The organism is Desulfobacula sp., from assembly GCF_021107415.1.
Window position 1 is genome coordinate 1 of the sequence record NZ_JAIOSW010000399.1, and the last position, 24,322, is coordinate 24,322.

The 24,322-nt window shown below is 44.6% G+C and carries 22 protein-coding genes and 2 pseudogenes; 8 read left to right on the forward strand and 16 right to left on the reverse strand.

Annotated features, from left to right (window positions below):
* From K8S13_RS20145 to K8S13_RS20185, 9 genes and pseudogenes are all read right to left on the reverse strand, one after another.
* Positions 1-601 (reverse strand): annotated as a pseudogene (locus tag K8S13_RS20145) (molybdopterin-binding protein); the annotation flags it as partial.
* Positions 602-687: 86 nt separating this feature from the next.
* Positions 688-1,065 (reverse strand): GxxExxY protein, encoded by a 378-nt coding sequence (locus tag K8S13_RS20150; protein ID WP_291465414.1) that lies wholly within the window; start codon positions 1,063-1,065, stop codon positions 688-690.
* Positions 1,049-1,276 carry a hypothetical protein gene (locus tag K8S13_RS20155; protein ID WP_291465416.1) on the reverse strand — a complete coding sequence of 76 codons (228 nt, stop codon included), beginning with the start codon at positions 1,274-1,276 and terminating at the stop codon, positions 1,049-1,051. Before K8S13_RS20155 ends, K8S13_RS20150 begins: the two co-directional genes overlap by 17 nt.
* 21 nt (positions 1,277-1,297) lie before the next feature.
* Positions 1,298-2,623, reverse strand: coding sequence for a TRAP transporter large permease subunit (locus K8S13_RS20160; protein ID WP_291465417.1), 1,326 nt, complete (start codon positions 2,621-2,623; stop codon positions 1,298-1,300).
* On the reverse strand, positions 2,620-3,129 hold the full coding sequence (locus K8S13_RS20165; protein WP_291465418.1) for a TRAP transporter small permease subunit: 510 nt from the start codon (positions 3,127-3,129) through the stop codon (positions 2,620-2,622). The genes K8S13_RS20160 and K8S13_RS20165 overlap by 4 nt, the downstream gene beginning before the upstream one ends.
* A 120-nt stretch (positions 3,130-3,249) precedes the next feature.
* On the reverse strand, positions 3,250-4,299 hold the full coding sequence (locus K8S13_RS20170) for a TRAP transporter substrate-binding protein (protein WP_291465420.1): 1,050 nt from the start codon (positions 4,297-4,299) through the stop codon (positions 3,250-3,252).
* Positions 4,300-4,470: 171 nt separating this feature from the next.
* On the reverse strand, positions 4,471-6,762 hold the full coding sequence (locus K8S13_RS20175; RefSeq protein WP_291465422.1) for an FAD binding domain-containing protein: 2,292 nt from the start codon (positions 6,760-6,762) through the stop codon (positions 4,471-4,473).
* Between the two features lie 10 nt (positions 6,763-6,772).
* Complete coding sequence (locus K8S13_RS20180) at positions 6,773-9,136, reverse strand: xanthine dehydrogenase family protein molybdopterin-binding subunit (protein WP_291465424.1); 2,364 nt, start codon at positions 9,134-9,136, stop codon at positions 6,773-6,775.
* On the reverse strand, positions 9,133-9,681 hold the full coding sequence (locus K8S13_RS20185; protein ID WP_291465426.1) for a (2Fe-2S)-binding protein: 549 nt from the start codon (positions 9,679-9,681) through the stop codon (positions 9,133-9,135). Before K8S13_RS20185 ends, K8S13_RS20180 begins: the two co-directional genes overlap by 4 nt.
* A gap of 395 nt (positions 9,682-10,076) precedes the next feature.
* Here K8S13_RS20185 and lpdA point away from each other — a divergent pair, with 395 nt between their 5' ends.
* Positions 10,077-11,510: a dihydrolipoyl dehydrogenase gene (gene lpdA / locus K8S13_RS20190; RefSeq protein ID WP_291465427.1), complete on the forward strand. Its 1,434-nt coding sequence runs from the start codon at positions 10,077-10,079 to the stop codon at positions 11,508-11,510.
* A gap of 151 nt (positions 11,511-11,661) precedes the next feature.
* Positions 11,662-12,039, forward strand: coding sequence for a pyridoxamine 5'-phosphate oxidase family protein (locus tag K8S13_RS20195; protein WP_291465429.1), 378 nt, complete (start codon positions 11,662-11,664; stop codon positions 12,037-12,039).
* A 17-nt stretch (positions 12,040-12,056) separates the two neighbouring features.
* On the opposite strand, the gene K8S13_RS20200 is transcribed toward K8S13_RS20195, so the two are convergent.
* A complete protein-coding gene (locus K8S13_RS20200; protein ID WP_291465431.1) occupies positions 12,057-12,251 on the reverse strand; it encodes a hypothetical protein in 195 nt (64 codons plus the stop codon).
* Between the two features lie 24 nt (positions 12,252-12,275).
* Here K8S13_RS20200 and K8S13_RS20205 point away from each other — a divergent pair, with 24 nt between their 5' ends.
* Complete coding sequence (locus K8S13_RS20205) at positions 12,276-12,668, forward strand: DUF134 domain-containing protein (RefSeq protein ID WP_291465433.1); 393 nt, start codon at positions 12,276-12,278, stop codon at positions 12,666-12,668.
* Between the two features lie 25 nt (positions 12,669-12,693).
* Entirely contained in the window at positions 12,694-12,999 is a 306-nt protein-coding gene (locus K8S13_RS20210) for a DUF5320 domain-containing protein (protein ID WP_291465435.1), read from the forward strand.
* Between the two features lie 55 nt (positions 13,000-13,054).
* Here the strand turns inward: K8S13_RS20210 and K8S13_RS20215 are convergent, their stop codons facing one another.
* From K8S13_RS20215 to K8S13_RS20225, 3 genes are all read right to left on the reverse strand, one after another.
* Positions 13,055-13,921, reverse strand: a complete 867-nt coding sequence (locus tag K8S13_RS20215) for a nitroreductase family protein (RefSeq protein ID WP_291465438.1) — start codon at positions 13,919-13,921, stop codon at positions 13,055-13,057.
* 47 nt (positions 13,922-13,968) lie between these two features.
* Positions 13,969-14,364: an Ada metal-binding domain-containing protein gene (locus K8S13_RS20220; protein ID WP_291465439.1), complete on the reverse strand. Its 396-nt coding sequence runs from the start codon at positions 14,362-14,364 to the stop codon at positions 13,969-13,971.
* Positions 14,365-14,520: 156 nt separating this feature from the next.
* On the reverse strand, positions 14,521-15,267 hold the full coding sequence (locus K8S13_RS20225; RefSeq protein ID WP_291465441.1) for a Mut7-C RNAse domain-containing protein: 747 nt from the start codon (positions 15,265-15,267) through the stop codon (positions 14,521-14,523).
* Positions 15,268-15,570: 303 nt separating this feature from the next.
* Here K8S13_RS20225 and K8S13_RS20230 point away from each other — a divergent pair, with 303 nt between their 5' ends.
* The 4 genes from K8S13_RS20230 (at position 15,571) to K8S13_RS20245 (ending at position 23,135) form a co-directional block, all read left to right on the forward strand.
* Positions 15,571-17,634, forward strand: a complete 2,064-nt coding sequence (locus K8S13_RS20230; RefSeq protein ID WP_291465443.1) for a hypothetical protein — start codon at positions 15,571-15,573, stop codon at positions 17,632-17,634.
* Positions 17,635-17,651: 17 nt separating this feature from the next.
* Positions 17,652-19,190, forward strand: a complete 1,539-nt coding sequence (locus tag K8S13_RS20235; protein ID WP_291465445.1) for a hypothetical protein — start codon at positions 17,652-17,654, stop codon at positions 19,188-19,190.
* 52 nt (positions 19,191-19,242) lie between these two features.
* Positions 19,243-19,617 carry a hypothetical protein gene (locus K8S13_RS20240; RefSeq protein ID WP_291465447.1) on the forward strand — a complete coding sequence of 125 codons (375 nt, stop codon included), beginning with the start codon at positions 19,243-19,245 and terminating at the stop codon, positions 19,615-19,617.
* A gap of 176 nt (positions 19,618-19,793) precedes the next feature.
* The gene (locus K8S13_RS20245; RefSeq protein WP_291465449.1) at positions 19,794-23,135 is read left to right on the forward strand and encodes a hypothetical protein; all 3,342 of its coding nucleotides are present in this window, start codon (positions 19,794-19,796) and stop codon (positions 23,133-23,135) included.
* Between the two features lie 45 nt (positions 23,136-23,180).
* On the opposite strand, the gene K8S13_RS20250 is transcribed toward K8S13_RS20245, so the two are convergent.
* From K8S13_RS20250 to K8S13_RS20260, 3 genes and pseudogenes are all read right to left on the reverse strand, one after another.
* The gene (locus K8S13_RS20250) at positions 23,181-23,372 is read right to left on the reverse strand and encodes a zinc ribbon domain-containing protein (RefSeq protein ID WP_291465451.1); all 192 of its coding nucleotides are present in this window, start codon (positions 23,370-23,372) and stop codon (positions 23,181-23,183) included.
* A gap of 45 nt (positions 23,373-23,417) precedes the next feature.
* On the reverse strand, positions 23,418-23,870 hold the full coding sequence (locus K8S13_RS20255; protein ID WP_291465453.1) for a hypothetical protein: 453 nt from the start codon (positions 23,868-23,870) through the stop codon (positions 23,418-23,420).
* Positions 23,870-24,322: pseudogene (locus K8S13_RS20260) on the reverse strand (hypothetical protein); the annotation flags it as partial. The pseudogene K8S13_RS20260 and the gene K8S13_RS20255, both read right to left, overlap by 1 nt.

Genomic DNA, 24,322 nt, shown 5'->3' on the forward strand with positions numbered 1-24,322 from the left:
CTGTAATTTTTTTGCCCACGGATGGACCGAAATCATCTGTGATCAGACCGTTAAAGACTTCAGAACCCGTTACCACGGCACCGACTTTCAAGGATTTGTAAGGCTTGACCGAAAGAATGGTTCCTGTCTCTTTTGTAAGCAGCTCAAGTGATTCAATGTTCTTTGTGGGGATGGTCAATGGAATGATCCGTGTGGCAGCGATGATCTCTCCCTTTTTGCAGGGAAAATTGTTTTTCAGTGTGGCCACAATGATGCTCCCCATTTTATTCACCTGGAGCAGGGCATCAACATTGATTTTTAATAAACCGGCATGTTGGGTTGTAATATTGATTTTGCCTTCCCGGGGTTCGGAAAATTCCAGGTCCTGATCTGAAATGGCCTTTGAAATTCTCCGGGCCGCATCATCTTCATGGAGCTGATCTTTCCCAAGATCAAGAACATAGAGATACTGCTTTCCGATTTTTAAGAGTTCCGGGATATCTTTTTTTTGTACAATATGTCCTTTTTTAAATCCAACCCCTTTGAATTTTCCCCGGATGATCCGTGTCATGTCATGGGCGAGAATCGTTCCAACTGCATCTTCAACTTTGATCTTCTTCATTTATTTTCATCCTGGTTGTGATCAATTATATTTGTTTTCACCATGAAGAGCATGAAGGACATGAAGTTTAACACGCCCATGGCTGGCTATAAAACAAAGCTTTTCAGGCCTTGTTTCAATAGTTTGACATTGAAATTGATTAAAAAACCATGTTTTATGTCAGCCAGTTTCATATAAGTTAATAGCTGAGCTTCATGTATAGCCTTGAGTGTCTCCACACTTTTCAGTTCGATAATTATCTCTTTTTCAATCAACAGATCAACACGGTACCCACAATCCAGTTGAATTTTTTTATATTGAACCGGCAACGGATATTCTAATTGAAAGTTAATACCATTTAGTCTTAATTCATGCGCTAAACACTGTTGGTATGTGGATTCCAATAATCCAGGGCCGAGCGTTTTATGAACTTCAATTGCACACCCTATTACAAGGTTTGATAATTTACTAAATTTTTTCTTCATGTTCTTCGTGTTCTTCATGGTGAGTAGCTTCTGCTTTTTTTTCCTTAATGGCGGCAAGGATCTTGTCCGGGGTTAATGGAAAAGAGTCCATGTAGACACCAATGGCGTTACTGACTGCCGCACCGTACCCCTGGGCGGCTGACATGGCAATGGACATACCGGCTTCCTTGGCTCCGTAAGGTCCTTTTGGGTCAATACCCCCCTTCGGCATTAACGGACCAGATAATGGATTCTATTTTCCAAAATATAAATTGGGTAGCCACATAGCGATCTGCGGGAATGTCATAATAAGGGCAAGACCAATAATCATAAGCAATACAAACGGAATAATCGACTTGTAGATATCCATCAGTGAAATCTCCGGAGGTGCCATGGCCTTCATAAGAAACAGGTTATAGCCGAAAGGAGGTGTCATGTATGCAATCTGGCAGGTTACAGTATAGAGAACGCCATACCATATCGGGTTGAATCCCAGGCTGATTATCAGGGGAATATAGAGAGGAGCAACAATGATCAGCATGGCAGTGTCATCAAGAAACATACCCATTACAATGTAGGAAATTTGCATCATGATCAGCACCTGCCATGGGCCGAGTCCCCATTTTTCAAGAAACAGAATCTCAATAGCACGCACTGCACCAAGACCGTCAAAAACAGCACCAAAGCAAAGTGCAGCAAGAATAATCCACATAAACATACAGCTGACGCTTAAGGTCATATGGAGCGTTGTGTCCATTACCTTTCGGGTTAACCGTTTTTTGACCAGGGCGGCGATGGTCGCTGCTGCCGCTCCCACTGCAGAACTTTCAACCAGGCTTGTTACGCCCATCATAAAAAGTCCTGTTACTGAAAAAATAATAACCAGAGGAAGTATTCCAGCTCCAAGCAGTCTGAACTTTTCTTTCCAGCTCATTTGCCGTTCTTCTATGGCCAGTGGTGGGCCTAGCTCTGGCTGAAGTTTACATCGAATGACAATGTAGACCACAAACAGGCCTGCCAGCAGCAGACCGGGACCAACACCGGCCAGCCATAGCTGGCTCACGGGCTGCCTGGCAATCATTCCATACAGTACAAGAACAATGCTGGGTGGCACCATGATACCTAGGGAACTGCCTGCCTGGATGACACCGGTTACCATGATCTTGTCATATTTGCGTTTCAGCATTTCCGGCAGGGCAATGCTTGTGCCGATAGCCATTCCAGCCACACTTAATCCGTTCATGGCTGAAATTGCAATCATCAAAACAATTGTTCCTATGGCTAAACCGCCGTTAAGCGATCCCATCCAGACATGTAGCATGCGATAGAGATCGCTGGCTATTCCTGACTCGGACAACATATAGCCCATATAAATAAACAAAGGCAGAGTGAGCAGTGGGTACCAGTTCAAAAGACTGATGCTCGCATTAAAGGGCATTTCCGCAGCACCGCTACCTCCCCACAAAAGCAGGGCAGAAAGAGCTGCGACAAAACCAACAGCACCAAAGACACGCTGGCCGGATACAAGCATGAGCATCAAGGTTGAGAACATCAATAATGCAATATATTCGTGGCTCATATTTCTTTTCCTTTCATTTTTGCCAGGTCTTTGAAGAAGGTTGCTATTGCCTGTAACAGCATCAGTATTATTCCTATTGTCATAATAATCTTGATAGGAGCCATTGGAGGTCCCCAGGATGAATAATTTCTCTGACCATACTCTATAGCATAGTGAGTACTGGAAATGGCACCGTACAGGAGAATTACCAGGTAAAAGATAAGGAATACGGAAGTAAAGGTATCCACTGTCGCCCGTTTCTTTGATGACCACCGTTCATAGAACACATCCATCCTGACATGGGCTCTAAGCAGCAGAGAGTAGCCGCCGCCAAGCATGTAATATGCGGCCATCGTAAACTGAGCTGTTTCCATTGTCCATAGATGGGGAGTATTGAAGAATGTTCTGGAAATTGATGAGAACAAAAGAATACCTATCATAACGAAAACCAGATACAATGCAAATTTACCCACCCTTCGATTTATTGCGTCAATATACCTTACATAATTTTTTATTGCATTGGGCATTTATATTTCCTTTTTTGATATGGTCAATTTTGCTCAATATAAATTTGGTACTGCCTTCTCGATATTCTTCAAAAAGCCCGGGAAGGCAGTGAATAATTTTTAAACCATTATATGTCAAGCTTACCTGTAGGGAGCACCTGCCGCCCGCATGGTTTCTGAGTAATCTTTTAGTATTTTAACGACTTTAGCACTTCTTTTACTTTTTTTCGCAATCTCATCCCAATACTTTAATGCTTCATCTTCTACTGTTTTCCATTCGTTCGCTGGAATAGTAGTAAGTTCAAGCTTTCCACCTTTTGTACGGTAGTGAGCTTCACCCCACCAATACCAGTATTGTCTGTGATAATGGGAACTGTCCATTGTTAATTTGAACAATGTTTTCAAGTGTTCAGGCAGGGCATCCCATTTTTTGGAATTGGCAAAATATGATCCAATCCATGCACCGGAGATATTATTTGTCAGGTAATAATTATTGACATCAGCCCATCCGACTGTATAAGCCTCGGTGATGCCTGACCAGGCAATTCCATCGAGTTCTTTTGTCTGCATGGCCACTTCAACGTCCTCCCAGGGAAGTGTAACAGGGACAACACCAAATTTTTTCAGGAATCTACCACCGGTTGGGAAGGTAAAAACACGTTTTCCTTTGAGGTCAGCAAGGCATCGGATGGGTTCCCGGGTAGTGAAGTTACAAGGATCCCAGGAGCCTGCACCCAACCAGGTGACATTTTTCACTTCAGAATAGGCTTCTTGCCATATTTCGTTCAGTCCATAGTGGTTAAAAAGCGCGGGGACATCAAGTGAGTAGCGTGATGCAAAGGGGAAGTATGCGCCAAATACAGATACATCTACAGGAGCCCCTATTGAGTCTTCATCACTCTGGACAGCATCGATTGTGCCCCGCTGCATTGCTCTGAACAATTCTCCAGTGGGAACGAGCTGATCAGCATTGTACAGCTCTATCACCATTTCCCCGTTTGCAGCTTTATTAAACGCATCAATTGAAGGCTTACAAACATGTGCGGCCAGGGATGCACCGGCATAGGTCTGCATCCGCCACTTGATGGTTGTTTTTTTGCCTGCAATTACGGATGGTGTTACTGCCGCTGTAGCTGCCACTGCTGCTATAGTGCCAGTTCCAACTTTTTTGATAAACTCGCGTCGTTTCATCTTGAATCTCCTTAATTTAAGTTAAATTTTTTTTAGTTGTCTCGACACTGGTTCCCATATAGTGCCAAGGTTTATGTTAGAAAATCTTGAATTGGCCCTTCCAATATGAAATTTATTAGAAGTAAGTGTGGTCTTCCGGCGACCGATCTGATCGCCGGAAGGTATGAATGTTTACACATGCATTTTCCTAAGTAAAGCTTTTACAACCTGCACTTTGAATTTATTTTTAGCAAGCGGCTCAACTGCTTGCACCGCAATATCTCCTGCTGCAATAACTATTTCATCAGTTATCGGTTTGCCTTCAAGATACTCTTCAACAGCCCGGGCTTTCAATGGAATGGGAGCCACAGCACCGAGTATGATATTGACGTCTTTCATTGCCTGATCATCCAGGTTAAAGGAATAAGCAAGACTCACAATAGGAAAGTCAATTGAATTACGAATTCTAAATTTTTGATAGCCTTGCCTGTTTGTTTTTGATGGTGCGGGTATTTCAATTTCCTCTATAAGCTCGTCATCATCAAGAACAGTACACTTCATGATATCTGCTGCAAAGAAGTCATCCGCGTTCAGCAATCTTTTGGTGGTTTTAATTTTTGCTCCAAGTGCCATAAGAGCCGGAGCCATATCAGATGCATTAACCGCAATACAACCACAGTTCAAGCACCGTGCCGCTTCGGCGCGGATGCTGTCCTGCGTTGTTATGTTTGAAGTTCTATCACATTTGTTGTGAGTATCCGAATGCACCTCAAGGGGTTGACCCATGGGCATATGGGACTCAGGCTTGATGCCGGCGATAGAATAAGCTGTTTTACGTCCGGCGGCCACGGCATGGATTACAGATGCCGGACCGCTTACGACATCACCGCCGGCAAAAATATTTTTAATGTTGGTCTCTCCGGTGTCTTCATCAATAACAATCAAACCTTGTTTGGCTTCTATCTGATCATCGGTGTAGGAGAGATCAGTGGATTGCCCGATGGCCAGAAAAATCTGGTCTGCTTCAATCGTCTTTTTTTCCGAAGAATCAAAGCTCGGGTTAAACTGGCCGGTCTGATCAAATACAGAGGTACAGCTAATAAGCTCCATCCCTTCCAGGTTCCCTTTTTTTTCAATGATCTTATGCGGACCAAAGGACGGCTGGATGGTTACGCCTTCATGGAGGGCTTCTGCGATTTCTTCTTCATATGCCGGCATGGTATCCCGTGATTCCAGGCAGACCATAGTGACCTGATCGGCGCCAAGACGGCGGGCGCTGATGGCAACATCAATGGCCACATTACCACCACCAATGACCAGAACTTTTTTACCCGGAGCTGGTTTTTTGCCAAGCCCGATGGAAGCCAGAAAATCAATGCCCGAAGTGAGAAGCTCTGATTTTTCCATGGTAAGGGTTCTCTGCCCCCACGCCCCGGAAGCCAGAAATACGTGTTTGAATTTCTTGCGAAGGTCTTGCAGGGTGGTTCCTTTCTGACCAATAGTGACATTCAGCTTAAAATCAATGCCCATGGCCTCAAAGGCTTTGACCTGTTTTTTTATGACCTCTTTAGAAAGACGATGGTCTGGAATGCCGTAGGTCAGCATGCCGCCGGCTTCCGGCATTTTATCATAAACTGTGACCTTAAATCCTGCTTTTCTGAGATAATAGGCGGCAGATAAGCCTCCGGGTCCCGCACCGACAACGGCCACGCTTTCCTTACGCTGCTTTTCCGGCGGTGTAATAAGCTTGGCAGCGTTGTCAAGAATATAGTCACCCACAACACATTCGACATTTCGAATGGAAACTGCTTCGTCAAAGCCGGATCTATTGCATTGTGTTTCGCACAAATGCGGGCAGATACGTCCGGTAATGGCCGGAATGGGGTTGTTCGACAGAAGAATCAAAGCAGCACTGCGCAGGTCTCCATTGCGAACCTGGTCCATGTAAGCCGGGATTTGAACGTTACCGGGGCAGGTTTCGGAGCAGCCGGGTTGTGCGACCCTGACGCTGCCAAAGATCGAATGATACCGATTTTCTCCGAGAAGTGCGCTGCACTGGTTGCCGCCTTTTCTCAAGCAATGAAACTGGTCGTCAGGGATTCGATAATACCAGCATCTCGGCTCCTGACAGATGTTGCCGCCAAGGGTGGCCATATTTCTGAGCTGGGGTGAAGCTACACTATGAGCTGCTTGTGCCAGTAAAGAATAGTTATCCTTAATCGTTTCATTTTGACAGATTTCACTAAGGGTTGTCAGTGCGCCGATGCGCAGCCCCTTCTTGTTTTCCTTTACATAGCTTAAGTTTTGAATTGTCTTGAGATCGACCACGACCTCAGGAAATTCGGAATGAATATTGTCTTTGAGTACACCGAGCAAATCAGTTCCGCCGGCAATGACCGACGCTTTTCCTTTTGCTTTAGACAAGACGGCCGTGGCTTCTTTAAGAGAAGTCGGTGATATATGTTTGAAGTTTCTGAGAGTCATTTTTTTCTCCTTAAACCTTTCCCAGAGCCCGAAGCACTTTCTCGGGCTTGATCGGAATATCATTAATTCTGACACCAATGGCATTGTAGATTGCGTTCATTACTGCCCGCGGTGTGCAGGTCAGGGTGCCTTCGCCAATTCCACATGCACCGTATTCCCCAGCACCCTTCCAGATCTCAAGAAGAATGGGATCAATCTCAGGCATATCCGCCATAGTCGGAATCTTGTAATCAATAAAGTTAAAATTAAGCGGTACACCGGTTATCTCATCATAGATGATTTCTTCGGTCAGGGCTTCACCCAGACCCATGACCTGACCCCCAACCTGCTGAGCTTCAGCACCCGAGGCAAACATGACCGTTCCACAGTCATTAATGACCACCAGATGCAGTACATTGACTTTTCCGGTATCCGTATCCACTTCCACTTCAGCAAAATTGGCAAAGTAAGGAACGCCTGTTTCTTTTGGATTGGGCGTTTGATTCGTAAGAGCCACAATGGGTATCAGATCGCCTTGAAACAATAATTCTTTAACGGTGATGCCCTGATCCGGGGTTTCTCGGATGAAAATACGTCCATCAATAATGTCCAATTCTTTGGATTCTGCTTTGAGAACGGGTTCAGCCCTTTCCAGAATCTGTTTTTTGACTTCTTTGGCTGCAATGGCGAGTTTTTCAGACTGCAGATAGGACACAGCACTGTCAGTCTGCACGCAGTCTTTCAGGCTGGTTTCTGTGTTCACTACGTGATTCCAGTGGATATCTTCGGTTGTGATGCCCAGGAAATTCAAGGCCTCGGCACAACCAAGAACGTTGCAGGTGTTTGAGCCGGTCCCGGTTTCTATTGTAGGTGCTTCGAGAATCACAGTGCAGTCAGAGTTCAGTGTTATGGAAACCGGAATATGTCCACGACGGACTTCCTGCCACTCTGCATGCCATGCCGGATGCAGTGAAAAACCTATTCCGCGTTTTTTCACCTTGTCATACGTTGGACCTTGACCTGGTTTATGGCGCTTCTCTTTCCATTTGATCTTTTCAGCGCCCTGCTTAAGAACTTCTGCCACACTTTTATTCGGGAGTGTTTCCCACTCGTGTCCAAAGTTTTTAATGCAAAGATCAATGGGGTCCATATCAAGCTTTTCAGCAAGCAAATCAACCAGATGCGCCCAGATAAGATTGAACTGAGAATTGCCGACTCCCCGCATCATACATGCCGGCAATTTGTTTGTATAAACGGCATAGGATTCCATCTTTACATTTGGAATTGAAGCAAAAGATACTTCGGCAATTTCCGCAGGAGCGAATTTCAGAGCAAAAATAGTTTGATCGGCATAGGCACCCGCATTGCCGATGGACTTAAAATACAACGAGGTGATGGTACCGTCTTTTTTTGCACCGACTTTTCCAGTATAGATAGCGGGTTGACGCGAATCATGGAAACTTTCACGCCGGGTATGTCTAAACTTTACCGGACGACCTGTTTTTTTCGAAAGAATGGCAGTGAAAAGAAAAAAGGGTTGGTCTCCGGTATCTCCACGACCAAATTGACCTCCAAGATAGGAACAGATCACATTTACCTTATGCAACGGCAGATCGAGCATCTGACTTATGTGCATACGTGATTGATCCGCTTCAAAGGAATTAGAGTAAACGGTAAGCTTCTCGTCTGTCCAATCAACAAGACAACACCAATTATCAAGGGAGGCTTGTATGGCATTGTGATGGATCGAGGTGTCCTCAATAACAACATCCGCCTCAGCAAACCCCGCATCAACGTCTCCTTTGTCAACAAACACATCTTCCCCGCCTATTTTTTCCGGGGGCAAAACATTATTTTGGGAAATTTCCGGATGAATATTAGGAGCACCCGGCTTCATAGATTCAATGGGATCAAGGACAAAGGGTAATACTTCCCATTCGATATCAATCAATCGAATCGCTTCTTCGGCGATCTCTTCGCTCTCTGCAGCCACCACAGCACCGACTTCGTCAGTAACCCAGCAGGCATAATCTCCCAGTACACGCCGATCATTGAAAGGCCACATTTTTCTATCATAGGATACTGTATCAACACCATCTGTCCAGCCGGCGTTGGTGGGCTTGAGAGAGGTGAACTCAGGATCCTGATAAGTCATTACTGCTACCACTCCGGGAAGCTGTTCGGCCCGGCTCACATCAATTTTCTTGATGCGCGCACGCGCATAGGGGCAACGCACGACCTTGGCATAAAGCAAGCCAGGGAATCGGCTCATGAGCGTTATGTCATCGATATATTCGACTTTTCCCCGTGCCTTTTCCCAGGCATCAATTCTGGGTCTATAGCCTCCGACAAATTTACGGTTCGAGTTTGGTCGCGGTGTGTAGGGCTGTTTCATGAGTCTTCTCCTTTATTCGCAATTTTTTCTGAGGCGTGCATTACGGCTTGCGCAACACCGGCATAGCATCCGCAACGACAGATATGACCGGAAAGGGCATCCTTGACCTCAGCCATGGTCGGCAGGGGATTCTCATTGAGCAGTGCTTTTGTGCTCATCACAAAGCCGGGAGTGCAGATCCCGCATTGAAGAGCGGTACCATAACCCGGTTCACACTGTTCGGCAAAGGCTTCCACCACGGGATCATCTTTTTCAAGTCCTTCGATGGTGATTATTTCATGCCCGTTGGCCTCAACAGCTAGAATCATACACGATAATACGGGTTTACCATCCATGATTACGGTGCAGGCACCGCAAGCACCTTCATCACATGACACCTTGAGCCCGGTATAGCCCAACTTTTCTCTCAACAAATAGGAGAGCGTCATTGATGGCGTAATGTCACGCTCAGGTTCAAAATTATGCCAGCACCCATTGATCTTAATCTTTATTTCGGATGATGGCCTATCAACGGTTTCTTTGGTACCTCGAAATGATTTAGGCATTGCTCGTTCCCTCCAGTTGGTTTACTAATAAAAAAATATTATTAGATACGTAATTACATTTATCTGTCACATTTTTGTTTGTCAAGTAAAAAATTACCTTTTTCCGCATAATATAGAATAATAAATTCTTTTTTGGCAAGAAAACTATTAAAAAGATTTCAAAAACTTAAATAAATATAAATATCCTGGCCCTTAATAACCAGGATATTTACAAGTAATTTAATTATCATTGATAAATACCTTGCAACAATGGTATTATCAAATAAAATTTAAAAAAACTTATGAGAAATAAAATTTTATTAATAAAAATTAAGGGAATTCATTTAAATAATGATAAAAAGCTAATTTGATTATAAATTAGCTGCAATGTAATTGTAATATAACTGGAGAATCGTATGTCGACTAAAATAATTGTCATTGGAGGAGGCCCCGGAGGATATGTTGCCGCACTTAGGGCAGCTGCCTTGGGAGGTGATGTCACACTCATTGAGAAAGAAAACCTGGGCGGCACCTGCCTTAATTGGGGATGTATCCCCTCAAAAATTATGAAAAATTCAGCAGATATTTTTCTTAAATTTTTAAAAGCAGCTAATTTTGGAATCAAGGTTCAAGGCAGCGTAAACCCTGACATGAAAGCTTTGATGGAGAAAAAGGATAAGATTATAGAGATTCAGAGAAAAGGGATCGCCTCTTTGCTGAAAAAAAGTAGCGTTGACGTAGAAATGGGCAAAGCCGTGATAAAATCCCTAAAGACTGTTGAGGTAATATTTAACGATGGAAATAAAAAAGAACTTGACTATGATAAGCTTATTCTTGCCACAGGAACAAAACCATTGAATGTAGCTGATTTTCCATTTGACCACCATTATATTCTGTCTTCCAATGACTTACTGCAATTAGATAACATTCCCGAGTCTATTGTTATTGTCGGGGGAGGGGTGATCGGTTGTGAATTTGCCTTTATCCTTTCAGCGCTGGGTTCTAAGGTGACTATTGTTGAGGCCATGTCAAGGCTGCTTCCCTTGCCTTCTGTTGATGAAGAATGTTCCAAATTGTTGTTAAGGGAAATGAAAAAAAGAAAAATAGCCGTTTTTTGTGATACCATTGTCAAATCTTCAGACATAAAAAATGATCAGATTTCCATCAACCTGGAAGTATCCCCGTTTACTGATAATCCAAAACCCAAAAAATTAAAAACCAATGTGATTGAAGCCCAAAAAATGGCGGTCTGTATTGGAAGATCTGCATTGTCCTCTGATCTGGGATTGGAAAATATCAACCTTAAAACAACACCCCAGGGTTGGATTAATGCCAATGAATGGTTGGAAACCAGCGTGAAAGGTGTTTATGCCATTGGTGATATTCTCGGGCCTCAAAAGGTGATGCTGGCCCATGTGGCCTCTCATGAAGGCATTATTGCTGCCCAAAATGCCATGGGAAAAGTGAGCACCATGAACTATGATGTGATTCCGGGAGCCATTTTTACCATGCCGGAAATCGGAACGGTTGGATTGAGTGAAATTGAAGCCGGAAAAAAAGGATATGACGTGGAAGCGTTCAGTGTTAATTTCAGGACTTTGGGAAAAGCCCAGGCCATAGATGAGCTGGCAGGAACAGCAAAAATGATTGTTGAAAAAGAATCCAATAAGATCCTTGGTGTTCATCTGATCGGTGCCCATGCAACTGATCTTATTGCAGAGGCAACCCTTGCTATTCAAAAAGGATTGACTGCAAAGGATATCTCACACACCATTCATGCGCATCCCACTTTGGCTGAGATTATGGGAGAAGTCTCTTTAAAAGCATGTGGCATACCGATTCATGGTTAAACCCATAAAAAAGCAAATGCTTTTTTATATTTATTTCAGCCATTCATCAAATGAGTCACCCCTCTTTTTTTTGTTGACAGCCTGGTCATGCCGCGATATTTAATTTTTTGGCGTATGTCAATATAAATTAACGACTATTTCAGGAGGAATAATGCCAGCATTACCAGAAACTGTACTTAAAGCATGGAAAGATCACCAGGGACCTATTATTCTTACCACCGTCGATGAGGACGGCCTCCCCAATGCGATCTATGCGACTTGTGTCAGCCTTTACAGCAACGATACCGTCGTGGTTGCAAATAACTATTTTGACAAGACAAAAAATAACATCCTGAATGGCAGCAAAGGAAGTTTTCTTTTTATCACCAGCGAGAACAAGTCTTACCAGCTCAAGGGATATTTTGATTACCTGACCAGCGGCGAGATCTATGATGACATGAAACAATGGAATCCTGAGAAGCATCCGGGTCATGCCGCAGTGGCACTTAGAATCGAAGCTGCTTATTCCGGAGCTGAAAAGCTGTTATAGACAGTTAACAGAAAATTTTAAACCAGGATCTCGACCGCATCATCAATGCCGCCGCTCACGGTAAGGTGCTTCTTTCTGGTCATGATACCTGTGAAACGTCTTTTACATAGTACAGACTCATGAAACTTTTTGGTCATTTGATCATTATTTTTCTTGACATCCCCCCGAAACGAACCTATATTATAGTCAAATGACCAAAATAAATCATTCATTGACCCTTTATACAAGGAGGACCCATGCCAAGACCTAAACGACCTCGATGTATCGTATCCAGACCGGTCACCAGGGGATTCATACCCGACGGTACCCCAGAAGCGGGCCAGGTGATCCTCTCCCTGGAAGAGTTTGAAGCGATCAGGGTCATCGACTTTGAGGGCATGGATCAGAGTCAGGCTGCAACAATGATGAACGTATCAAGGCAAACCTTTGGAAGAATACTCAAAAGTGCCCGGTTTAATCTCTCCAAAGCCCTTGTAACAGGTCAACGATTAAAGGTAACAGGCGGCTGCTATGAGATGTCAGGCCAAAGAGCCGGCAGAGGCCATGGACGTGGAAAAGGTCAAGGCCGTGGACGCGGCAGGGGCCTGGGCAATGGAAAAGGCAATGGCAGTCGCAGAAATAACATGTAAACCAATAAAACAAGGAGGTATAATTATGCCTGGATTTAACCAAAGAGGACCCATGAACGAAGGACCCATGACAGGAAGAAGGCAGGGTGTCTGCGTAGGAGGAGTCGATACCGGCCCCCAAAGCAGCACATTTACTCCCATGGGATATGGCAGAGGTCGTGGAAATGGTAGAAGAGGAGGGCAAGGCTCTGGCAGGGGGATGGGCTACAGCCGAATGAGCATGGACTCCTCAGTTCCCACATCAGAGGAGACTCTCAAACTGCGGGTACAAACGCTGGAAACTGAGTTGGATGCTATTAGAAATGAGCTGACAAAATTGTCCAACACATAGCCCCGCTTAAATTATGGCACCTGCCAACCTGGCAGGTGCTTTTTGATATTATTCGTTACCGAACCCACTTTATTGCAGGTTTTTTTCTTGACGCTGTATTCGCGTGTTTATATGCTGGATATCCCATAATAATGCATGCATAAATCATACGACCTTTAGGCAGTTTGATAAGGTTTCTGAGTTTTTTACTATACTTTAACGATAGATTTAAAAAACCGATATAGCAGGTTCCAAGTCCTAATGAATATGCATAATTCATTATATTGCCTGCTGAAATATTGCAATTTTCATTAGAAAATATAGCTCCTTTCGGGGCATGGACAAGAATTAAAACAGGTGCATTATGAAGGATAAAGTCTCTGCCTTTTTTAGTTTCATCGATATAATACTGCATCGGCTCTATATATCTTGTGATGGTATCTGATACCGGAAACAATTTTATTATTTTATATATAAGGTTACCGGGAAATTTTTTTGTAAAATAAAAGATTTTAGTGCTGAAAACAAAAATTGCATTTGAAATTTTACGTAATATTTTTTTATCAGAAACAACCAGATAACCAACATTTTGAGAATTACTTGCCGTGGGCGTATGATTTACAAGATTGATTACTTTTTCAATTAATTCATCCGGAATATTTTTGTCTTTATATCGTCTGACACTTCTTCTTCCCCTTGCAATGGTTTCATAAACTTCCGGATTAATAAGAGCGGCATCTGTTTTTTTTATTTGCATGTGATCAAGACCATCATGTTCAATAGCCCCCTGAGGGCATACGGCAAGACAATGACTACAGCGGTTGCAATCATCAGGTGCTACTATTTTTGGGATACCGTCTATATCTCTCCACACTGCAGAAATGCAGTCTTTTACACATAACATGCATTTAATGCATTTTTCTTCAATCCATCGTATTTTCATGACTTTTCATTTTCGATCTATTTGCTCTATCTATTTTTTGTTCCCGTTTAAGGCTTACATATGCCGCAAGGTTTATAATTTTTCTTGATTGCTTCTTCCCTGGTATCAAAACCAGCAGTACATTTTTTGCTATTTGAAAACTTACAATCAGGACTGTGAAAAACAAGTGTGCCTGTATTACCCAACAAATTGGGAGTACCATCAATGGGTTTGTTTGTAATATCTTCAATTAGATCAGCTGATTCCATTTCTACTGATTTCGTTTCAACAACTTCGGCTTCAGGTGACTCGTTCTCATGGTTAAGATAAATTGTCAGGCATCCAGCTAGTATAAGAATTATTGGTATTATTCCAGCCAGAAAAGTTAGAAAAGCCGGGAAGAATACTGAAAAACAAAATAATCCAAGGATAATTGCTATTGACCCACCAATTAGTTTTTTCATAAGTAATTCCTTTAATGTTAGAATTTTAATAAAATTGTATCGAGTGAAAACTGTTTTTCTTATTTGTATGTATTGTTATTTGAGTAATGTTGTCAAGGAATTGGATTTGGAATATCGACCAATATAAAAAATTTATTTGGAAGCTTGATCCTTTATTCAATGAGTTATTGAAATCCCAAGGGATGAAATCTTTTTTTGAATATTATCATAATGGGAGCCTTTCCAGAAAACGCTTTTACATAGAGGGCATTGAAAAAAGGTATCAAAATATTGTTTTGTTTTTGGTTCCAAAAGATGTATCACGTCTTTTTTTGCAATAGCCACGAGCTTAACATTACACCCCGTGCACCTTGAGAAAAATGAAATTAATTTTTGTAATCCAAAAAAAATAATTGTTTCAATGAGCTGGTCATAGGGCAAATTGGCTTGAATTCGCTTCGCAAAAACGATTTTCCTTCTTTTTAAAAGATCTGTATCCCGGGTCAGTACGATTCGGCATTCTGTTTCGGCAATATCGGCAATTTCACTATCGGAATATAATGATGAATAGCTGACATCAAAACCCAACATGATCAAAAGACGCCCCAGTCTGATCACATTTATATCTGCAATAAATTTCATAGTGTTAAGCGGCATAGGTCTCAGTACTGAAGGGGACAGTACAGCGAATGGCGGAAGTATAGCATGCACATGCAGCACTCCCTGTGATAACGGAATATATGAAAAATTAATTTCCTGATTATTAAAATCTATGCGCCCGACTTCTGTATGCGGAACACCAAGGGATTCAATGATATCCTTGACAGAGGCTTTCCGATTCAAGAAATATTCAAACCGGTTACCATTTTTATCATTTGTCAGAAAAAAATCAAACTGTCTTTCAAATTGTATAAAAATTTTCATTTATTGCCCCAGACTTTTCGATTAACTATTCAACTCTAACATATATGTAAATTTTTTCACAATTGTATGTAATTTTTTTCACAATGTTACATTTTTTCCATAGGGAAAAAATTACCCAAAAAACCATTAAATACAGTATATTAGGCGTTTCAGGGCAGGTAGAAGCAGGTATATTTCTTGCATATATACTAATTAGACTATGCGCTTGTTATCTTTTGACTCAAGAAAATTTTACCCTCACTCTCAGGACAGCGCTGATTATTCTGTTTAAAATTTTGTTTAAATTTAAAGAAGGAGAAAATTATGGAACAAAGGACAAAACAAAAATTATTATTATTTTGCATGGCTTTTTTGTTACTCATTTTTTCATCATATCCGTGTTTTTCAGGGATATCTCAAAAAATAAATTATCAGGGGATTCTTGTAAATGATCTTAATGAACCGCTGGACGGGTCTTTTTCCATTTTATTTTCCATATATGACGTGGGAATCGGCGGGACAGCACTCTGGAGTGGAGCCCAGACGGTTTCAGTGGAAAACGGTGTTTTCAACGTACTGCTCGGTGCGGTCACTGTCTTCCCGCCAGGGCTGTTCAATGCTCCGCGCTATCTGGGCATCACGGTTGAAACCGATCTTGAAATGGTTCCTCGGCAGGAGATAACATCTGCAGCTTTTTCTTTCCTGTCTGAAAGTGCCGACCATGCTGCCCATGCAGATACGGCAGACACAGCCATCAATGCAGATCATGCCGTTGAGGCGGACCATGCAGTAACGGCGGACAAAGCTGCCCATGCCACCCATGCAGATACGGCAGACACAGCCAACAAAGCCGGTAATGCAACAACTGCAGACACGGCAGACTATGCGTTGAATTCAGACAGGCTTGACAGCCTGAATTCCAGTGTTTTTTTTAATCTTGGCCAGAATGAAAACGTCACCGGAATCCCTGCATTCAACGGCGGGGTCAGTGGTTCAAGTCAGCCCTTCACCGTGGACAGTACCACTATGGTCAAATTTCTCAATGCAAACTATCTTGACGGATGGCTTGGTTCTTCTTATGTAAGAGACACGCAGGACTTCGGTCGTTCCGGCGTGTCATCCACTCTTTATGAGGGCACAAGTTCTCTTTCAAGCAAGTATCTGAACGAGGCAGGACCGGATACAATGAGTGGATCCAGTACAGCCAATATTTTGAGCGTTACAAATACATATACGGGAAGCACAGGGGATTCTGCAGCTATTTATGCAACTACAGCTGGATATTATGCAGATGGCGCAGTTATTGGTGAAGCTACGGGTACCTATGGTGATGGGGTATACGGTCATTCTACCGGTCAATATGGTATCGGCGTCAGAGGGGTCTCAGATGGTGATTATGGCTTTGGTGTGTATGGATCTTCCCCGAATAGATACGGGGTTTACGGGTACAGTGGTGGCACTGTAGATCTATATAGTCGCGGGGTTTACGGATATGCAAGTAACACTGGGGATGTTGAAAATTACGGTGGTTATTTTCAGGCCAAAGGAGACAAGGGACGCGGGGTTTACGGGTATGCCTCGGACAGTGGCAGTGTTACCAATTACGGGGGATATTTTAAGGCCAATGGTCTTTATGGAAAAGCTGGATACTTTATAGCCGATGGACAATATGCGTGTGGTTTGTTTGCTGAAAACAATTATTCCTCAACTACTTTGTATGCCAGACTTGCATCAAGCGGCACTGCAGTAACCGGTTATTACAGCTCTGCCAGTTATGCCTGGCTTGGCACACATGATTATGCAGTATGGGGTCAGAATGGATATTCCGGCGGCTATGGCGGCCGGTTCCGTGCATACGGCACCAATGGTATTGGTGTCTACGGTGAATGCACTTCTTCAGGCGGCTGGGCCGGTGTGTTTAAAGGAAAAGTAAAAATTCAGAACAGTGGTGGCCAGACCGTCATGGAGATGGGAGAAGGCCTTGATTATGCCGAAGGATTTCATGTAACAGATCCCCTCAAGGTGGCACCGGGCGCTGTAATGGTAATTGATTCCGATAATCCCGGGCAGCTTGCCATCTGCCAAAAGGCTTATGACAAACGGGTGGCCGGAATTGTTGCCGGGGCCAACAACCTGGGTTCAGGGATCCGGCTGGGAGTCGGCAAATTTGATCATGACGTGGCTCTTGCCGGTCGGGTATACTGCAACGTTGATGCGTCTCTGATGGCCATTGAACCCGGTGATCTTTTGACAACATCCGGCAGGGCCGGTTATGCCATGAAAGTCTGTGATTCTTCCCAGGCCCAGGGAGCAATACTGGGAAAGGCCATGGAAAAATTAGAAAAAGGCAACACAGGCCAGATCCTTGTTCTGGTGACCTTACAATAAAGGGAGGAAAAATTATCATGAACAAGATAATGATATCATTTCTTATACTGGTCATGGGATTCTTCCTGGCTGCCGGGACGGGGTTCTGCGAGGAATCAATGACAATGGAGCGGATGAAAAACGCCCAGATAGTTGATACAATCAGGCCAATAGATGACCCCAGGCTCAGAAAAGCTGAAAATACCGATCGTGTTTTTATACGGCTTGAAAATATGCTGCTGAACCGGGTGTCCTTTTTCCATCAGAGAAAAATCGGTCAGGCCATTGTAGAGAAAAATTTTATCCGGTACAAATTCAATACCGAAACCAGTGAAAAAACAGAAGAGACCCGAAAATGGCGTAATGACCTGCCGGATAAACTGCCGCCCATCATTGATCAATCCCGGGCCGAGTCCCAGGTAAACGGTGAGATCCTGTCCATCCGGCTCATTTATATCTCTCCTGAATCTGAAATTTTCAAGATAACACCTGTGCCCGAAAATCCCTGCTGGATCATCCGGACCCGTATCGACGATTCAAGAAAAGTGATTATTATTGATGCCGTGTCCGGAGAATATCTGGGCCAGGGACTTCCGGCCCCTTATGAGGGGTTTTCCATGCACGGGCCGGATCATCCCCCGGACTGTGATGATAACAACCCGCTGTGGTACAGCCATGCCCAGAATGCCCACAACTGGTTTGAAACCATGGACTATGATACCATCCGTGACGGCAGTGCCTATGGATCAGTGGTACAGAGCCATATTCAGTCCGACTCCACAGTCATGTTTTATGAACTGGATCATGGCGGGGCTACCTCTTTTAAAAATCGATGTGATGACGATATCCTTGCCAGTGAAATTGATACCTGGATTAATGGATATGCCCCCATGGGATTTGCATTTATCGGCAGCTGCATGGGCTTAAGCAGCACGGGAAACGGGACCTTTGAGCATGAATTCAGAAAAGAGGGCCTGGCACAGGATACAGTAGTGGTCGGCTATAACGGCATGAGCTTATCGGTCTGTGAAGATGACTGCTGGGGTCATGCCATTGCCTGGCAGACAAAGCTTTTCAGTGAAATGAATGACGGACATACCGTTGCCTATGCCTATGCCCAGGCCAATCTTGATTATCCTGACTGTACAGACGAAGGCAGGTTCTGCATGCTGTACCGGGGAGACGGCAATCTTAAGTTTGCCGGAACCGGTGTACCCAAGGTAAAAAGAAGTATTTCAGGATCTATTTACAATATAGTGATCACCTCGCCAATTTATTTGGATATCTCTCCGCTTCCCGGTGTGCCAAGTCGATTCTATCACCGACCCTATTTTGTCAGAGCCAGTATCACTGTCCCTTCGACAAAGCATTTGACCCTGAATACCACCAGTACCAATAAATATATTGACCTGGCATTTCTCAACAGTGCCAAGTTGATTATGGATGGTACCTACCTTAATGCCAACGGGTCCCATGGCGGGGTCAAATTTGTTTCCGGCATCAATCAAAACAAGGGAATGCAATTCAACGGAGAATTCAAAATGTATGATGGGGGTGAAATCCGTGTGTATGAATAACACTCCGGACATTTCATTGAATGATATGTTAAACAATTGCCAGGAGAAATATATGAAAAAAATGTTTCTGTGCATAATTTTGCTGTCAGCTGTTTTTTTTGTCTTTCCGGTTGCAGCAGGCATGCAAAGTTCCAATTATGCCATTAAAAATAGTGTGATGTCTAATGGCGGGGGGAATATGGGATTTGGGAGTGTTTATACCGGTTCTACCCTGGGCCAGCCCTCTCCGATTAAATCAATGGCATCCGATCATTTTGGAGTGTATTCAGGATTCTGGTACACTGTCATGCCAATGGGATGTGTCTGGGATTTTGAACCGGACGGTGATGTGGATGGTGCCGACCTGAAAATGTTCATTCAGGGTGGTATTGGATCTGATCTTGAAAGTTTTGCCGGTGAGTTTGGAAGGGCTGACTGCCCCGATTAAAAAGTGTCACTAAATATTTAATCCGGCAGGGTCTATAAATGGCCCTGCTGAATATTTTTGATTTGAGGCTATACCAGGACTTGGAGGTTTTTGAATTGGTCGACACGAATTGTCTGAACCATACCTCAGGTAATCGTTTATAGGGGTCAAATAAAAGAACCATAAAGGAGTCCATCATGTCAACATCATCAAGAAAGATGGTTATTTTGTTGTCTTGGGTTGTCATAATTGTTATGACGTCCGTCAATTCCGAAGCCTGGGAGATACAGACCGGGGATTTTATTCCCGCAGACACCTTGATCACCTACCCTGACATCGGTGTGAGTCGGATCTCAGACACACAGATTTCTGTTGATAGAAATGGGGATGGCCTGACCGCATCTACTTACGATTTGCCTTCCGAGATTCAACCGGATTCCAGTCCGGAGGACTTTTTTGTAGAGTATCGGCTTTCCCCAACTCGACAGATTCTCTATTCCTGGAAATATTCTGCTTCCGTTGGCAGTCCTGCGGTTTGCGGCGGTGATACGGGAAACGTTCGGGTCTTTTTTCACAAGCTCGACGATCCTCCCGGTTCGGGTATGACCAACCTCATGACCAACCTTGAAACGGCTAGTGCCTGTATGCCCCAGGGCGTAGACATTTCTCCATTGTTTTACGACAAGCACGTCTATGACCCTATCCGGACGGTCGTGGTGGTATCAGGACAGGCTCCCCCTATCGGCATATATCATACCGTGCTGTGGGTCGATCTGAAAAACGGCGGGGCCAATCTCGATGCCGACTTTTACAAACACATCATAGACGAAGTGGAGTTTGCGCCATCGGGGAATGCCGCCTTCATCCGGCACGGTTACAATGCCACCACGATGGGAAGGTACGACAACTACGCACTGATTGATCTGTGCGGCAGCCCGCTGGGTAACATTGTGACCACAAGGGCACATCCTGATGACATTACAACGGCCCGTGTGAACAGTGTGAGTACCCATGTTGAAATAAAGGTGATGGCTGACAGCTACGAGGAGACTTTCCTATTGGATGATTGTTCGGCCGGCACGGAGGACCTGTTCACCCTCCAAATAATACCTGCTGTCGGGGGGTACGTGGAATCCAATTCTCCGGTCATAGGAGGCATTTTATGTTATCACACCGGCGATTGCGAGGAGACCTACCTGAATGGCCAGACGGTGGACCTGACAGCCACCGCTCACACGGCATGGGGCTATGTGTTTACGGGTTGGAGCGGTGATTGTTCCGGTACCAATCCAACGACCCAGGTACTCATGGATGCCGATAAGACCTGTACCGCCACGTTCGGGCATGCTTTCCTTGAGATCTCCAAAACCAGCCTTAGCCCTTCCTCGGTCCCCCGGGAGAGCAACATCGAATATGCTCTGGATTACGAGAACGGGTCCGTTGCTGTATCCAATGTGGTGATCGAAGACACCCTTTCTGCAGGGGTTTCCTTTGTTTCGGCCAACTCCGGCGGCACAGAATCGGGGGGTATTGTCACGTGGAACCTGGGGACTTTGGCGGCAAATGCAACAGGGCAGGTTACCTTCACCGTAAGCACTGACTGTGATACCTTGACCCCTGTTCGGAACGACACGTTTAGTATCACGAGCACGGAAACAGGCCTCACCCAGGGTATGGGATTTGTGGAGACCACCTTTGATGCGGCCAGTACGGAGCCGGTGACAATAGTCATTACATCGATTCCACAAAACACCCCCCTCAGAAGCGGCAACTCAGTCACCCATGGAATCACCCTGACCAATACGGAATTGCAGACCCATCACTGCCTGAGAATGGTCATCCGGGCCGGTACTCTCATGGATTTTGGTACCATCTTGAACGATGGCGGCGGCATGATTGACCAGGCCAGCCCAAATCAGTGGGAGTGGCGGGGAACCATCGGGGCCGGTAACAGCACTACCATTTCCTTCACCACCGTGGTTGAGGACTGTCTCTACGCTTCATTCAGCGAGACCCGGCTCAACGGATCACAGCCCATCAGGGTCCAGAACGCTGACGGCGTAGAGGTAGGCTCGGGCATGCCACCAGGGCCCTTTCCGGTCCAGAAACCGGTTACCTTGAGTTACTCGGCCCTCAACCTTGGACCGGCCCAGAGTTATTTTGACGAGCAATACCAGGTGTCCAGACCAGGAGCCAACGTGGACTTTCAGATCGTCCTGACCAATGTCTTTCCTGAAAATCAGAGTGCTGTGTCCGTTAATGTGCAGATTCCCGACGGGTTCACGCCTGTGGGTGATCCCCCTTTCATTTCGCCTACCGATACCGGGGCAACCTTTGACGGCTTGAACAAGACCATATCGTGGACCGGACCGATTCCTGGAAACAGCACGGTCACCATTACCTACCTGGCCACCTTGGAGGCAAACGCCTCTTGCAGGGAGAGGAATGTGGCTGCCGGAGTAACAGGGAGCTGCGCCAATCTGTTGACCAACCTAACCATTTTAAAGGTCCCGGAACCTCCGGGCATGTCCTATCTAACCGGGCTGGACAGTTTTAATGGTCTGTTTACGTGGACACCTGGTGTGGACCAGGGGTTTCAGGAGTTGTTGTGCTTGCCTGCCGAATTTATGACAGGGCTGAGCCGATCCGAAGCGAATGATTTGTGGGTGTCGGGCCGACCGACTTTTCGTTTCAACCCGTACTCCCTCGATTTTGTCATTTATGACAATGCCCTGTACGATGACTTCCCGGAAAACACTTTTTTGCGGGACGTGGCCTTTGACGGAGACACAGACACGGCGATCTTTCTGGGCAATCGGAATGACGGGGGGACTGACAAGTCGGCTGTCAAACGCTATGATCCAGACACCGGACTGACCAGTGACATTATCGATGAATTGCCGGTCCTGGGCCGGATTGTGGTCGATCCCGACGGCATGATTGCCGGGCTCACCGAGTGGGATCTCTTTCGGATCGACCCTGGAGCTCCAGCTAACTATCAGACCTTTGCCGCCCCTGGGATTCTGCATTTTAACGAAAGCACTTTGAGTTTGGACAGGGATGGGGATTTCCTGGTTCAATGCGTCGAGTATTCCGGGCTGAATGCGGTTCGGGAACCTGTGCTCAAGATGGACCGGCAGGCCGGCACGTTTGCTGAGATTATCCCCGATCTGGCAGCGGTTCTGCAAGTCCCCTTTTTCTCCTTCAACTCGTCTTCCGTTGGTCCATCCGGTGAAATCTACTTTGGAAAGACCTCTGGCAACGACGTGGCCGAGATACACAGGGGAGGATTGGCCAGCGGGACTTTCCTTTCCTGGATAGGAACCGTGCCGTCCCAATCGTCTCCAGGGATCAACATGGGGACCCTGGCCGCCCTGGTGTACACCGATGCCTGTCCGGAAAATGTGGATATGGACAGCGATCTGGATCTGGACGGCCTCGATTTGAGCGCCTTCATCGCAAACTTGAGCACAGGGTCTCCGGTGATTTCGATTAATGCATTTTCTCGTTTTTTTGGTCGTACGGACTGCCCAAATTGATATTTTTAAATCATTCCTTCTAACTGAAGGAAAATTTTATCCCGCTCATGAAAAGCCTTTGGGTGAGCTTGTCGTGCACTTGCCCATACTGGCTCCCATAAAGCTTGTTGCGCTCATTTTTTTAACCACTTCCAAGCTTTTGCATTTGGGGCAGGAAATAGTATTTTCTTCACCGGCAAACACCAGTTTTTCAAACTCTTTTTCACAGTGATTGCATTTATATTCAAAAATCGGCATGGGGATCTATCCTCTCTCATATATACGTTGTTTCAGTATTACATACTAATCAGATAATAATTCTTTTTTTCCTTTAATCAATTGATAAAGACCAAAAATAATGAGAGCCATGCAAAACATAATGTGTGAAATATCCAGTGCAATGATCATTCCGTTGGGAAAAGGAGTGCCTGAAAAATTTTTAATGACCATCAGTGAACCGGTTAAGATCAGTCCTGAAAAAATAATTATTTTGATAATTATGTCTCTTGTCAACTGAACAAGACCGGCCTTGAAGATAATGAAATTACTAATTGAGTATACAACTAAACCCATGAAGATCCCTGCAAAAATGTAATGTATCAAATGAGTGATATAAAAATTGGCCAGCCATCCAAGTCCCGGGATATCTGAAATATAGTATCGCTTAAATATCGGCATCTGTGCAAACCCGGATAGGGTGATAAAAAAGAAAGTGACTCCATAGATATAAGACTGGGTATTTATCTTTTTTTTCATTATTCTTCCTCCTTTACAGCCTTGTAAAGTTTGCCCGCAGCCGCTGCAATTCCAGCCAGCGGAGCAATGAGCATGGCTTTGGCAATATTATTTCCCGAGGCCATTTTATCCCTCACATTTTCAAAATGGGGTTTGCCTTCCCCTTTTTCAATATTTTTATTTAACTCATCAAAGGGGACCGGAGACACATAAATAGTGTTGGTCCCGCCATTTTCATGTTCGCCGTAAATATAGCCGTTTATTTCTTTTGCAAGAGCATGGGCTTTTTTGAGTATCTCTTTTCTCGGGCCTATGGTCTGAACATCTTCCGGGCATGCTTCAATACAGCTCACATTCCACACCCCAATGTTCAGATATGAGGTATTTTTAGAGGAAGTGGTTATCCCCCTGGCTTTGTGAAGATTTGTGAGTTTAATCCCAATGCTCTTAAATACTCCCGTTGATTTTGGGTC